Source organism: Streptomyces sp. NPDC093252 (assembly GCF_040683675.1).
In the GTDB taxonomy this organism is placed as follows: domain Bacteria; phylum Actinomycetota; class Actinomycetes; order Streptomycetales; family Streptomycetaceae; genus Streptomyces.
On record NZ_JBFBEM010000004.1, the window covers coordinates 1 to 13,259 of the forward strand.

Here is a 13,259-nt window from a genome sequence, read left to right on the forward strand (position 1 = left end):
GGCGGCAAGCTCATCGCCGAACGCGATGAGCTGGGCCATCGGATCATCCCGGGGCCTGCGCGGGGAACTGCGCGCTCAACCCCCACGCACCCGCACCGCCCCACGCCCCCCGACCGGTCCCGCTCCCCAGCGCCGCTGAGGGCCAAGGCTCTTAGGGGCGCGGGGAACTGCGCGACCAGCCTGCACTCACCCGCACCGCCCCACCACCCCCCCTCAATCCCCCCGCCCCTCAAACGCCCCCACCAAACACTCCACCAACCGCAACGCGATCGACCCATCCGGATCCAGCCGGGGGTTGAAGATCGTCACCGACATCCCCCGAGCCCCCGGATCCCCCACAGCCGCCCCCAGGACGGAGTCCAGCTCCTGCCACGCCAGCCCGCCCGACAGCCGGTAGTCCACCGCCGGCATCACCGCGTCGTCCAGGACATCGGCGTCCAGATGCACCCAGAACCCCTCACTCCCCCCGTCCCCGGTGAGCGCGTCCAGCGCCGCCCGGGCGGCGCCCGCCGCGCCGATCTCCCGCACGGTGTGCAGATCCAGCGCGAGCAACTCGTCCGGCAGCGGCTGCACCCCGAACACCGCCGACTCCGCCTCGTCCCGGAACCCGAGCGCGACCACGTCCCTGTCCGCCACCAGCGGCCGGCGCCCCTCCAGATCCGTCAGGATCCGCGGCCCGCGGCCCGTCGCGATGGCCAGTTCCATGGCGGCCACCTCGCCCACCGGCTCCGCCTCCGGCTGGTAGAAGTCGGTGTGGCCGTCGAGGAAGAGGAGCCCGTGGCGCCCCCGGCGGCGCAGCGCGAGCAGCTCGCCGAGCAGGATGCTGCAATCACCGCCGAGGACCAGCGGGAACAGCCCGTCGTCCAGCACCGCCCCCACCGCGTCCGCCAGCCGTACGGAGTACTCGGCGATGCCGCCCGGATTGAGGACCCCGGTCTCCGGGTCCCGGTCCGGAAGGTAGGGCGGCGGTTCGACGCGCCCCGCCCGTACCGCCCGCAGCCCTTCGGCGAGCCCCGCGCCCAGCAGCGCCTCGGGCAGTTCCTCGACCCCGGTAGGCCGCAGTCCCAGCACGGACGGTGCCTCGATGATCGCGACGTCCCGCACGCGACGGCTCCTTCGTTCGGGTCCGAGGGCCCGCCCGGCGGGCGCCCGGCCGACCTGCGCGCACGACGACGGCCGGTGCGTACGGGCCGTCCGGCGCACAGGCCCACCGTAGACCGCCGGGCGCGCGCAGGCCCGTCGGCGCCCGCGCGCGTCCCGGCGCGTTCGCCCGGCGCCACTCCAACACCGCCCGTTCGGCCCAGCGCCGGGCACCCCCCGACCCCGTCCCCGCCCGCCCCACCGGCGACATCCGGCCACGATCCTTCACAGGCATCGCACAAACGCCGTCTTCTGCACGGGAATTGACGGGGGTAGCGTCCGCCCCATGCCGACACGCACGCGCTTCACGATCTGGAGACCGCTCGCGACGGCGGCCACGGCCGCCCTGATGGCCACCGTCCTCACCGCACCGGCACAGGCCCAGGCCCCGCACACCCCGCGCACCAGCCAGCCCGTCCACTCCTACGAGAACGCCGTCCGCGAGGCCGTCTGGGTCGACACCCGCCTCGACGGGGACGGCGACGGCCGCACCGACCGGGTCGCCGTCGACATCGTCCGCCCCTCCGAACCCGCCCGGCAGGGCCGCCGGATCCCGGTCATCATGGACGCCAGCCCCTACTACTCCTGCTGCGGACGCGGCAACGAGAGCCAGCGCAAGACGTACGACGCGGCCGGGAACGTCGTCCAGATGCCCCTGTACTACGACAACTACTTCGTCCCGCGCGGCTATGCCGTCATCGGTGTCGACCTGGCCGGAACCAATCGCTCGGACGGCTGTGTGGATGTCGGCGGGCGCTCCGACATCCAGTCCGCGAAAGCCGTCATCGACTGGCTCAACGGCCGCGGCACCGCCTACACCACCCCCACGGGCACCACCCGCGCCCGGGCCGACTGGAGCAACGGCCGCACCGGCATGATCGGCAAGAGCTACGACGGCACCATCGCCAACGGCGTCGCCGCCACCGGCGTCGAGGGCCTGGAGACCATCGTCCCCATCGGCGCCATCTCCTCCTGGTACGACTACTACTTCGCCCAGGGCGCCCCGCTCTTCGGTTCCGGCCCGGACTGGCTGTCGAACTATGTGGAGAGCCCCGCCGCCCGCGCCCGCTGCGGCGCCGTCCAGGACGCCCTCGTCGAGGGCGCCCCGCGCTCCGGCGACTGGACCGGCCTGTGGAGCGAGCGGAACTACGTCCCGGACGCGGACCAGGTGGAGGCCAGCGTCTTCGTGGTGCACGGCACCCAGGACCTCAATGTCCGCGCCAAGCACTTCGGCCAGTGGTGGGACGCGCTCGCCCGGAGCGGCGTCGACCGCAAGATCTGGCTCACCCAGGCCGGCCATGTCGACCCCTTCGACTTCCGCCGCGCCGAGTGGGTGACCACCCTGCACCGCTGGTTCGACCATGAACTCCTCGGCTACGACAACGGCATCGACGACGAACCGATGGCCGACCTCGAACGCGCCCCCGACCAGTGGGAGACCTCCGCCACCTGGCCGCCCCGCACCACCGGCACCGTCCGCCTCAAGCCCGCGAGCGGCACCGAACCCGGCGTCGGCACCCTCGGCACGCGCACCGTCCGCGGCACCGAGACCTTCACCGACGACCCCGCGCGCGACGAGGGCGACTGGGCCACCGACCTCGGCGTGTCCACCCCCGACAAGGCCGGGTTCGTCACCGGGCCCCTCACCCGCGACCTGCGGCTGTCCGGCTCCTCGAAGGTCACCGTCACCGCCTCCGCCAGCACCCCGACGGCCCATCTCAGCGCCGTCCTGGTCGATCTCGGCCCCGCCACCATCCGCGACTACGCGGCCTCCGGCGAGGGCATCACCACCCTCCCGAACCGCACATGCTGGGGCGCGAGCACCACCGGCGACAGCGCCTGCTACCGGGAGACCGCCGCCCGCACCGCCGCCGTCGAACACACCGTCCTCAGCCGCGGCTGGGCCGACCTCGGCCACCACGCCGGCAACGGCCGGGGCACCCCCCTCACCCCGGGCCGGACGTACTCGATCACCCTCGACCTCGCCGCCACCGACCATGTCGTCCCCGCCGGGCACCGGCTCGCCCTGATCGTCGCGGGCACCGACAACGGCCTGATCGAGCCGCCCGCCGACACCCCCACCCTCACCCTCGACCTCGCCCGCACCACCGCGAGCGTCCCCGTCGTCGGCGGCACCGCCGCCTTCACCCGCGCCACCGCGGGCTCCCCGGCGACCGCGCCCGCCGCCGGACTCAGCGGCGTCGAGCCGCCCGCCACCGTCCACCGCGTCCCGGAGGGAGGCCGGTGAACCACCGCGTCCGCACCCTGGCCCTGACCCTGACCACCGCCGCCGTCACGGCCACGCTGACCGCCGTCCCGGCGCAGGCCGCCGAGTCCTCCTCCACCCCACCCCCGCGCACCGGCTTCGAGCAGAGCGGCGGCGCCCGCTGGACCACCCAGGCCGAGGAGCAGTCCTTCCTGGCCGCCGTCGACCGCGCGAGCGAGCGGGTCTCCGTCACTCGCGTCGGCACCACCGCACAGGACCGGCCGCTCCAGCTCATCCGGATCGGCGCCCGGTCCGCCGCCACCACCGTCCTGCTGGTGTGCAGCCAGCACGGCGACGAACCCTCTGGCCGCGAAGCCTGCCTCAGCACCGTCCGCGACCTGGCCCACGCCCGGGACCGCGCCACCCGGCGCTTCCTGGAGCGCACCACCGTCCTCGTCGTGCCCACCGCCAACCCCGACGGCCGCGCCGCCGACACCCGGGGCAACGCCGACGGCGTCGACATCAACCGCGACCATGTCGCCCTCGCCACCCGCGAGGGCCGCGCCCTCGCCGCCGTGATCCGCGACCGGCGCCCCGACCTCATCTACGACCTGCACGAATACGGGTCCACCCCGCGCTACTACGACAAGGACCTGTTCGATCTGTGGCCCCGCAACCTCAACACCGCCGACGCCGTCCACGCCGAGGCCCGCACCCTCTCCGCGTCCTACGTCCGCCCCGCCGCCCGGGCCGCCGGGCACTCCACCGGCACCTACGGCATCTGGACCGACCCCGACACCGGTGAACCGCTCCGCCAGGTCGCCGGGGACGGACAGGAACGCATCCTGCGCAACCTGTCCGGCGCCAAACACGCCGTCGGCCTGCTCATCGAGAGCCGGGTCGACCCGCTCACCGACGCCGAGCAGGCCGACGCGGCGCTCAACAACCGGCGCCGGGTCACCTCCCAGCTCGCCGCGCTCGACGGTCTGTTCGACTACACCGAGGAGCGGCGCGGCCCGATCGAGTCGGCGACCACGGCCGCCCGGTACGCCGGGTACCGGGACTCCGGCCCGGTCTATCTCGGCGGCGCCGACAACGACCCGCCCGAGCCTGCCGAGGTGATCCAGGACCCGCCCTGCGCCTACCGGCTCACCGCCGCCCAGTACGCGCGGGTCGGGGACGAACTCGCGCTGCACGGGGTCCGCGTCCGCCACGACCGCGAGGGCACCTCCGTACCCCTGCGGCAGTCGCTGCGGGCGCTGGTGCCGCTGCTGCTGGACGGCCGGGCCACCTACCACCTGACGGCCGGTACACCCGACCGGGACTGCTGAGCAGGTGAGAACCGCCCGGTGAGCGGGTGAGAACCAGGCGATCCGTGGAAGACGCGTAGGGCGGGGGCACTCCTCCCCGGGAGGACCCTCTCCCCGGGAAGACCCTCTCCCCGGAGAGGCCCTCTCCTCGGAGAGGTGCGCCCCCGCCCTGCCGCCGCCCTCGGAAGGTGCCCCTGTGACAGCAGCCGACAGCAGCCGGGCCGAGAACGAGCCCGGATCCGGCCCCGGGACCGGAACCGGGGGAACCGGCCCTGGGACCGGGGGGACCGACCGGCGGCCCGGGACCGACCGGGTGGTCTTCGGGGTGACCGCCGCCCTCACCCTCGCCTTCGTCATCTGGGGCGCGGTCGCCACCGATTCGCTGGAGGACGTCTCCAGCACCCTGCTCGACGGACTGATGCAGAACGGCGGCTGGGCGTTCATGCTGGCCGCCTCCGGCTTCGTCGTCTTCGCCCTGTGGCTGGCGATCAGCCGCTACGGCCGGATCAAGCTGGGCGCCGAGGGCGAGAAACCCGAGTTCCACACGGTCTCCTGGGTCGCCATGATGTTCAGCGCGGGCATGGGCATCGGCCTGATGTTCTACGGCGTCAGCGAACCCCTCGCCCACTACCTCGCACCCCCGCCCGGCACCGAACCGGCCGACTCCGGCGCCCGTATGGAGACGGCCATGGCCACCACCCTCTTCCACTGGACCCTGCACCCCTGGGCGATCTACGCGGTCGTCGGCCTCGCCATCGCCTACAGCACCTTCCGCCGGGGCCGCCGCCAGACCATCAGCGCCGTGTTCACCCCGCTCATCGGGGAGCGGAACGCGGGCGGGGTCGGCGGCCGGGTCATCGACATGCTCGCGATCGTCGCCACCGTCTTCGGCTCGGCCGCCTCGCTCGGCCTCGGCGCCCTCCAGATCGGCTCCGGCATGCAGGTGCTGGACTGGCTGGACGAGGCCGGCACCGGACTCCTCGTCGCCGTCATCGCCGTCCTCACCCTCGCCTTCGTCGCCTCGGCGGTGTCCGGGGTCGAGCGGGGCATCCAGTGGCTGTCCAACATCAATATGGTGCTCGCCCTGGTCCTCGCCCTGTTCGTGTTCGTCGCCGGGCCCACGGTCATCGTCCTCGATCTGCTGCCCACCTCGGTCTTCGCCTACCTCGGCGACCTGCCCGACCTGGCCGGGCGCACCGTGGCCAGCGGTGGCGAGGGGGTCGCCGAGTGGCTGGGGAGCTGGACCGTCTTCTACTGGGCCTGGTGGATCTCCTGGACGCCGTTCGTCGGCATGTTCATCGCCCGGATCAGCCGGGGCCGCACGATCCGTCAGTTCATCGGCGGAGTCATCCTCGTGCCCAGCACGGTCAGCCTGGTCTGGTTCGCGGTCTTCGGCGGCGCGGCGATGAAGATGCAGGAACAGGGCCGCCTCGGCGACGAGTCCACCCCGGAGGGCCAGCTCTTCGCGGTGCTGCGCGAGTTCCCGCTCGCCACCGCGTCCAGCCTGCTGGTGATGATCCTGGTCGGCATCTTCTTCGTGTCCGGCGCCGACGCCGCCTCGCTCGTGATGGGCTCACTGTCCCAGCGGGGCGTCCTCGAACCCGGCCGGCTCGTCGTGATCTTCTGGGGCGTGGTCACCGGCGCGGTCGCCGCCGTCATGCTGCTGGTCGGCAGCGGCCAGGGCGACGCCCTCACTGGCCTCCAGAACCTCACCATCCTCGCCGCCGCCCCGTTCGTCCTCGTCATGCTCTTCATGTGCGTGGCGCTGATGCGCGATCTGCGCCGGGACCCGCTGATCGTGCGCGAGGAACTGGGTTCGGAGGCGGTCGACGCGGCGGTGATCGCCGGGCACCACCGCTACGACGGCGACTTCGCCCTGCGGATCGGCCCGGGGGAGGGACCGGGGGAAGCACCGGGGGAGGGAGCGGGCGGGGGCGCCGACAACCCGGTGCGGGGCACCGAACCGTAGCGCCCCCCGGCGCTCACCCCGTGGCGGCCTCACCCCCTGGCGCTCACCCCCCGCACCACCCCGCCGCTTCCTCCGCGCACCCCCACGCCACCGTCACACCCGCGCCCCCGTGCCCGTAGTTGTGCACCAGCAGCCGCCCGTCCGCCAGCCGCTCTGGGGCCAGCCGGACCGCGTCCCGCACCGGGCGCAGCCCCACCCGGTGCTCCAGCACCCGCGCCCCCGCGATCTCCGGCCGCAGCGCCGCGCACCGCCGGACGATGCCCTCCGCGACCGCCGGATCGGGCGCCGTGGACCAGACGTCGTCCTCGGCCGTGCCGCCCAGCAGCAGCCGGTCGCCGTGCGGGAAGAAGTACGTCTTGGCCGGGCCCCCGTCGTCGGCCGCCACCATCCAGGTCTCCAGCCCCGGGTTCTCGACGACCACCAGTTGCCCGCGCACGGGCCGCACCGCCGGGTCCGGCACCAGTTCCCGGGCGGCCAGCCCCGTGCAGTTGACCACCACCGCCGCGTCCGCCTCCGGGAACCCCGGGGACACCGACCGCTCCTCCACCGTGCCGCCCGCCGCGATCAGCCGCTCCCGCAGCCACCCCAGATGCGCCCGCATGTCGATCAGCGGCAGCCGCACCCGGATGCCCCCCGCCCCGTCCGCGCGCACCGCCAGCCGGTCCCCGGCCCACCCGCGCACCTCGTCAGGGCCGGTCGCCCCCAGTACCCCTTCGACCATCCGTACGCCGCTCCCCGCACCCCCCGCCGCCAACGTCTCGTACACCGTCAGCGAGCGCAGCGCCCACCCGTGCACGGCCGCGGCCGGTTCGATCCGGTACGGCCACCAGAGCGCGCCCGCGACCGCCGAGGTGGTCCGCCCGGCCGCGTCCCGCGTCCACAGCCGTACCCGCCGGCCCCGCTCGGCCAGCACCACGGCCGTCGTCAGCCCGATCACCCCGCCGCCGACGACGATCACATCGTCCCGCTGTCCGCCCATCACACCGCGACCGTAGCGGAATGTGTCATGCCGCGCTCAGGGCGGTGTCCGACTGGGGATACTCACACCATGTCTGCCGCGTACGCGACGTTCGGCCTGGTCCCTGCGATACGTGCCGGAGGTGTGCTGTCGGACGGGGGCTACCGGATCCACCGGGACTTCGTCGACTTCCTCGTCGACGGCCATCCGCTGCTGCACCGGCTCTCCGACCTCGACGCCGTCTCCCCGCTCGCCTCCGACGTCCCGCCCGCGATCTTCACCGAGCAGGTGCGCGGACTGCTGCTGGAGGCGGACGCCCCCTTACCGGGCGACCGCCATGTCATCTACGGCTGCCCCGAGTGCGAGGACCTCGCGTGCGGCGCGGTCACCGCGGTGATCCGGCGCGACGGCGACGACGTCGTCTGGCGGGACTTCGCCTGGCAGACCACGCCCGAGGCCGACCTGGAGCGCAACGGCTATCACGGCATAGGGCCCTTCCGCTTCCGCGGCGCCGAGTACCGGGCCGCCCTGCACGCCCTCCTGGCCACCGCCGAATCCGGCGCCCCCCGCCGCCGGGTGCTGCTGATCGGCGCCCGGGTCGCCGTGCTCGCCCGGCTCGCCGCGGCCCTGCGCACCATCGGCGTCGGCGCCGACATCACCCGCGACGCCCAGGACGTGTCCCCCGACGAACTGCGCGGCTACGGCGCCGTCGCCTTCGGCCGCGCGGTGGGGGAGCGGGAACGCGCCGCGGTCCGCGAGGCGTTCACCCGCGCCGGGGCGGAGGTGGCCTACGTCGACGGTCTCGCCCCGATCATCCCGCTGCTGGTCGCCCAGATCGAGCACGCCCTCGACCCCGGCCCCGCCGAGCGGCGCCGCCTGACCCGGCTCACCGCCGCCCACGGCGAGGCGGGTATCGAGGTCACCTCCTCCTGCCGCGTCCAGGTCACCGCGTACCGTCTCGACCGGCTCTACCGCACCCACACCCACCAGGTCTTCGACGGCGTCCTCGAACCGGGCCTGCACCGCATCCCGCTGGACGCCAGGGCGGTGAAGGGCGAGGCGTTCGTGGTGGCCCGCACCACGGGCAGCGTGCTGGTCGAGCCCATGGCCCGCTGACGACGGCCGACGGGAACCCGCCCGATACCATCGGCCCCCTGATGACTGCCACCCTCGTCGCCAAGAACCTCGCCGCCGGACACGCCGACCGCTCCCTCTTCGCCGGGCTCGACCTCGTCGTCGCGCCCGGCGATGTGATCGGGCTGGTCGGCGCGAACGGAGCGGGCAAGTCCACCCTGCTGCGCCTCCTCGCCGGACTGACCGCGCCGGAGGAGGGCGAACTGCGCCTCTCCCCGCCCACCGCCACCGTCGGCCACCTCCCGCAGGAGCCGGAGCGCCGCCCGGGGGAGAGCGTGCGGGAGTTCCTGGCCCGCCGCACCGGGGTGGCCGCCGCCCAGCGGGCCATGGACGAGGCCACCCAGGGCCTGGTCGACGGGGCGCCCGGCGCCGACGACGCCTACGCGGCGAGCCTGGACCGCTGGCTCGCCCTCGGCGGCGCCGACCTCGACGAACGCGCCGAGGACACCGTCGGCACCCTCGGCCTCACCATCGGCCTCGACCAGCCGATGACCGCCCTCTCCGGCGGCCAGGCCGCCCGCGCGGGCCTCGCCTCCCTGCTGCTCTCCCGCTACGACCTCTTCCTGCTGGACGAGCCCACCAACGACCTCGACCTCGACGGCCTCGAACGCCTCGAAACCTTTGTCTCCGGACTGCGGGCCGGCACGGTCGTGGTCAGCCACGACCGCGAGTTCCTCACCCGCACGGTCACCAAGGTCCTCGAACTCGACCTCGCCCAGCGCCAGATCAACCTCTACGGCGGCGGCTACACCGCCTACCTGGAGGAGCGCGAGGTCGCCCGCCGCCACGCCCGCGACGACTACGAGGAGTACGCCGACAAGCGGGCCGCCCTCCAGGACCGCGCCCAGATGCAGCGCGCCTGGATGGACAAGGGTGTCAAGAACGCCCGCCGCAAGGCCGGGAACTCCGGTGACAACGACAAGCTCGGCCGGAAATTCCGCAGCGACGCCAGTGAGAAGCAGGCGTCCAAGGCCCGCCAGACCCAGCGCATGATCGAGCGCCTGGAGGTGGTCGAGGAGCCCCGCAAGGAGTGGGAGCTGCGGATGGAGATCGCCGCCGCCCCGCGCTCCGGCGCGATCGTGGCGTCCCTGGGCGACGCCGAGGTCCGCCGGGGCGGCTTCACCCTCGGGCCGGTCACCCTCCAGATCGACTGGGCCGACCGGGTCGCCGTCACCGGCGCCAACGGCTCCGGCAAGTCCACCCTGCTCGGCGCGCTGCTCGGCCGGATCCCCCTGGACGCCGGGCGGGCCGCCGTCGGCTCCGGTGTGCTGATCGGCGAGGTCGACCAGGCGCGGGGCCTGTTCCACGGCCCGCACACACTGCTGGACGCGTTCACCGCGGCGGTCCCCGACACGGAACCCGCCGAGGTCCGCACCCTGCTCGCCAAGTTCGGCCTGAAGGCGGACCACGTCCTGCGCCCCGCCGACACCCTCTCACCCGGCGAACGCACCCGCGCCGCCCTCGCCCTCCTCCAGGGCCGGGGCGTCAACCTCCTCGTCCTGGACGAGCCCACCAACCACCTGGACCTCCCGGCCATCGAGCAGTTGGAGTCCGCCCTCGACGCCTACACCGGCACGCTGCTCCTGGTCACCCACGACCGCCGCATGCTGAACGCGGTCCACGTCACGCGCCGCCTGGCAGTGACCTCCGGCAAGGTGACCGAGCACTGAGCGGGCTGTGCCGCCGGGCGGGGGTGCGGGTGGGTGGGGGCTGGCCGCGCAGTTCCCCGCGCCCCTGGGGGCGGGCGTCGTTTTTCGGGTGCGGAGCCGTGGTCGCTTTGTGCGCAGTTCCCCGCGCCCCTGGGAGGCGGGGGCCGTTTTCGGGTGCGGGTCGTCTGGAGCCGGTCGCGCCCCTGGAGAACCTAGGCGCCCACGCCCTGCTTTTAGGGGCGCGGGGAACTGCGCGAGAAGCGACCACCGCCCCGCACCCGAAGACGGAGCCCCGCCATTAAGGGGCGCGGGGAACTGCGCGACCAGCCCCCACGCACCCGCACCCGACAACACAGCCCTACCTCACCGCCGCTTCCCGCCCTTCGGATCCACCAACCCCGCCCGACGCAACGCATCCGCCATCGCACTGTTGGCCGGCGGAGCACCAGCACCACCCCCCTGCCGAGGCTGAGGCGCACGCCCCCCGCCCCCACCCCCACGCCGCTGCGACTGCGCCCGCCCCGTACCAGCGCCCGCCCCCCGCTCCCGCGGAGCGGCAACCGCTTCGTCGTCCAACCGCAGCGTCAGCGAGATCCGCTTCCGCGGAATGTCGACATCCAGCACCTTCACCCTCACGATGTCCCCGGGCTTGACGACATCCCGGGGATCCTTCACGAACGTCTTCGACATCGCCGACACATGCACCAGCCCGTCCTGGTGCACCCCCACGTCCACGAACGCCCCGAACGCCGCCACATTGGTGACCACGCCCTCCAGCACCATCCCGGACACGAGGTCCCCGAGCTTCTCGACGCCCTCCTTGAACGTGGCCGTCCGGAACGCGGGACGCGGATCGCGACCCGGCTTCTCCAGCTCCTTCAGGATGTCGGAGACCGTCGGCAGACCGAATGTCTCGTCCACGAAGTCCCCCGGCGCCAGCGACCGCAGCACCGCCGTGTTGCCGATCAGCGCCGCGACCTCCTGACCGGCGGTCTTCACCATCCGCCGGACCACGGGATACGCCTCCGGGTGGACGCTGGAGGAGTCCAGCGGGTCGTCGCCGCCGCGGATCCGCAGGAACCCCGCGCACTGCTCGTACGCCTTGGGGCCCAGCCGGGACACCTTCTTGAGCTGGCCCCGGGAGGTGAAGGGGCCGTTGGCGTCGCGGTGCGCCACGATGTTCTCCGCGAGGCCCGAGGTGATGCCGGAGACCCGGGACAGCAGGGGAGCGGAGGCGGTGTTGACGTCCACCCCCACGCCGTTCACACAGTCCTCCACCACCGCGTCCAGCGAGCGGGACAGCTTCACCTCGGACAGATCGTGCTGGTACTGGCCCACCCCGATCGACTTGGGGTCGATCTTCACCAGCTCGGCCAGCGGGTCCTGGAGGCGCCGGGCGATGGAGACCGCGCCGCGCAGCGACACATCCATGTCCGGCAGCTCCTGCGAGGCGAACGCCGACGCCGAGTACACCGACGCGCCCGCCTCCGACACCATCACCTTGGTGAGCTTCAGCTCCGGGTGGCGGGTGATCAGCTCACCGGCCAGTTTGTCCGTCTCGCGGGACGCCGTGCCGTTGCCGATCGCGACCAGTTCGACCGCGTGCTCCCGGGCGAGCACGGCCAGCTTGGCGATGGCCTCGTCCCACCGGTTGGCCGGGACATGCGGATGGATGACATCCGTCGCCACCACCTTCCCGGTCGCGTCCACCACGGCCACCTTCACGCCCGTACGGAACCCGGGGTCCAGGCCCAGCGTCGCGCGCGTACCGGCCGGTGCGGCGAGCAGCAGATCGCGCAGGTTCGCCGCGAACACCCCCACCGCGTCGTCCTCGGCGGCCGTCCGCAGCCGCAGCCGCAGATCGATGCCGAGGTGCACCAGCACCCGCGTGCGCCACGCCCAGCGGACCGTGTCGGTCAGCCACTTGTCGGCGGGCCGCCCGCGCTCGGCGATACCGAACCGGTGGGCGATCGTCCCCTCGAACGACGACGGGCCCTCGGCGGCCTCCTCCGGCTCCAGGGTGAGGTCGAGGACCTCCTCCTTCTCGCCGCGCAGCATGGCCAGGATCCGGTGCGAGGGCAGCGCGGTGAAGGGCTCGGCGAAGTCGAAGTAGTCGGCGAACTTCGCCCCCGCCTCCTCCTTGCCCTCGCGCACCCTGGCCGCCATCCGCCCGCGCGTCCACATCCGCTCGCGCAGCTCACCGATGAGGTCCGCGTCCTCCGAGAACCGCTCGGTGAGGATCGCGCGGGCCCCGTCCAGCGCGGCCTGCGGATCGGCGACGCCCTTGTCCGCGTCGACGAACGCGGCGGCGGCGGCCTGCGGCGGGACCGAGGGGTCGGTCAGCAGCCCCTCCGCCAGCGGTTCGAGCCCCGCCTCCCGGGCGATCTGCGCCTTCGTCCGCCGCTTGGGCTTGTACGGCAGGTAGATGTCCTCCAGCCGAGCCTTGGTCTCGGCCCCCCGGATCCGCGCCGCCAGCTCCTCCGTGAGCTTCCCCTGCTCCCGCACCGACTCCAGGATCGCCGCCCGGCGCTCCTCCAGCTCCCGCAGATAGCGCAGCCGCTCCTCCAGGGTGCGGAGCTGCGCGTCGTCGAGCATCTCGGTGGCTTCCTTGCGGTAGCGGGCGATGAAGGGCACCGTCGAACCGCCGTCCAGCAGCTCCACGGCGGCCTTGACCTGCCGCTCCCGTACGCCGAGCTCCTCGGCGATCCTGCCTTCGATGGACCCCACTGCCAGGGACCCGGGTGTCGTCACGAGCCGTACCGCCTTCTCCACTTCGGGTTGCGCGGCAATTGTGGCAGGTGGCACCGACAACCGGGGATCAGGGCGGCATCCGGCGGGGCGCGACCCTAACCGCCACCGTCACAGCACCCGCACCGCCACCGTCACAGCACCC

The 13,259-nt window shown here is 73.6% G+C and carries 8 protein-coding genes; 5 read left to right on the top strand and 3 right to left on the bottom strand.

The annotated features are described in order from the left end of the window. Nucleotides 1-213 precede the first annotated feature (213 nt). Nucleotides 214-1,104, bottom strand: coding sequence for an arginase family protein (locus tag AB0O01_RS08885; RefSeq protein ID WP_365311806.1), 891 nt, complete (start codon nucleotides 1,102-1,104; stop codon nucleotides 214-216). Nucleotides 1,105-1,426: 322 nt separating this feature from the next. Here AB0O01_RS08885 and AB0O01_RS08890 point away from each other — a divergent pair, with 322 nt between their 5' ends. The 3 genes from AB0O01_RS08890 to AB0O01_RS08900 all read left to right on the top strand — a co-directional run bounded on the left by AB0O01_RS08890 (nucleotide 1,427) and on the right by AB0O01_RS08900 (nucleotide 6,625). After that, complete coding sequence (locus AB0O01_RS08890) at nucleotides 1,427-3,388, top strand: Xaa-Pro dipeptidyl-peptidase (RefSeq protein WP_365311807.1); 1,962 nt, start codon at nucleotides 1,427-1,429, stop codon at nucleotides 3,386-3,388. Beyond that, complete coding sequence (locus AB0O01_RS08895; protein ID WP_365311808.1) at nucleotides 3,385-4,677, top strand: M14 family metallocarboxypeptidase; 1,293 nt, start codon at nucleotides 3,385-3,387, stop codon at nucleotides 4,675-4,677. The genes AB0O01_RS08890 and AB0O01_RS08895 overlap by 4 nt, the downstream gene beginning before the upstream one ends. Nucleotides 4,678-4,852: 175 nt before the next feature. Beyond that, on the top strand, nucleotides 4,853-6,625 hold the full coding sequence (locus AB0O01_RS08900; protein ID WP_365311809.1) for a BCCT family transporter: 1,773 nt from the start codon (nucleotides 4,853-4,855) through the stop codon (nucleotides 6,623-6,625). Nucleotides 6,626-6,668: 43 nt separating this feature from the next. Here AB0O01_RS08900 and AB0O01_RS08905 read toward each other — a convergent pair whose 3' ends face one another. Then, on the bottom strand, nucleotides 6,669-7,604 hold the full coding sequence (locus tag AB0O01_RS08905) for an FAD-dependent oxidoreductase (protein WP_365312405.1): 936 nt from the start codon (nucleotides 7,602-7,604) through the stop codon (nucleotides 6,669-6,671). Nucleotides 7,605-7,673: 69 nt separating this feature from the next. Here AB0O01_RS08905 and AB0O01_RS08910 point away from each other — a divergent pair, with 69 nt between their 5' ends. Both AB0O01_RS08910 and AB0O01_RS08915 read left to right on the top strand, forming a co-directional pair. Beyond that, complete coding sequence (locus AB0O01_RS08910; RefSeq protein WP_365311810.1) at nucleotides 7,674-8,699, top strand: oxidoreductase; 1,026 nt, start codon at nucleotides 7,674-7,676, stop codon at nucleotides 8,697-8,699. A gap of 41 nt (nucleotides 8,700-8,740) precedes the next feature. Continuing rightward, complete coding sequence (locus AB0O01_RS08915) at nucleotides 8,741-10,387, top strand: ABC-F family ATP-binding cassette domain-containing protein (protein ID WP_365311811.1); 1,647 nt, start codon at nucleotides 8,741-8,743, stop codon at nucleotides 10,385-10,387. 342 nt (nucleotides 10,388-10,729) lie between these two features. On the opposite strand, the gene AB0O01_RS08920 is transcribed toward AB0O01_RS08915, so the two are convergent. Further along, entirely contained in the window at nucleotides 10,730-13,117 is a 2,388-nt protein-coding gene (locus tag AB0O01_RS08920; RefSeq protein ID WP_365311812.1) for a Tex family protein, read from the bottom strand. Nucleotides 13,118-13,259 lie beyond the last annotated feature (142 nt).

What these genes read in the sequence shown, in the direction of transcription:
- AB0O01_RS08890 (WP_365311807.1), top strand. Translation starts at nt 1,427, where the DNA reads ATGCCGACACGCACGCGCTTCACGATCTGGAGACCGCTCGCGACGGCG.
- AB0O01_RS08905 (WP_365312405.1), bottom strand. Translation starts at nt 7,604, where the DNA reads ATGGGCGGACAGCGGGACGATGTGATCGTCGTCGGCGGCGGGGTGATC.
- AB0O01_RS08910 (WP_365311810.1), top strand. Translation starts at nt 7,674, where the DNA reads ATGTCTGCCGCGTACGCGACGTTCGGCCTGGTCCCTGCGATACGTGCC.
- AB0O01_RS08915 (WP_365311811.1), top strand. Translation starts at nt 8,741, where the DNA reads ATGACTGCCACCCTCGTCGCCAAGAACCTCGCCGCCGGACACGCCGAC.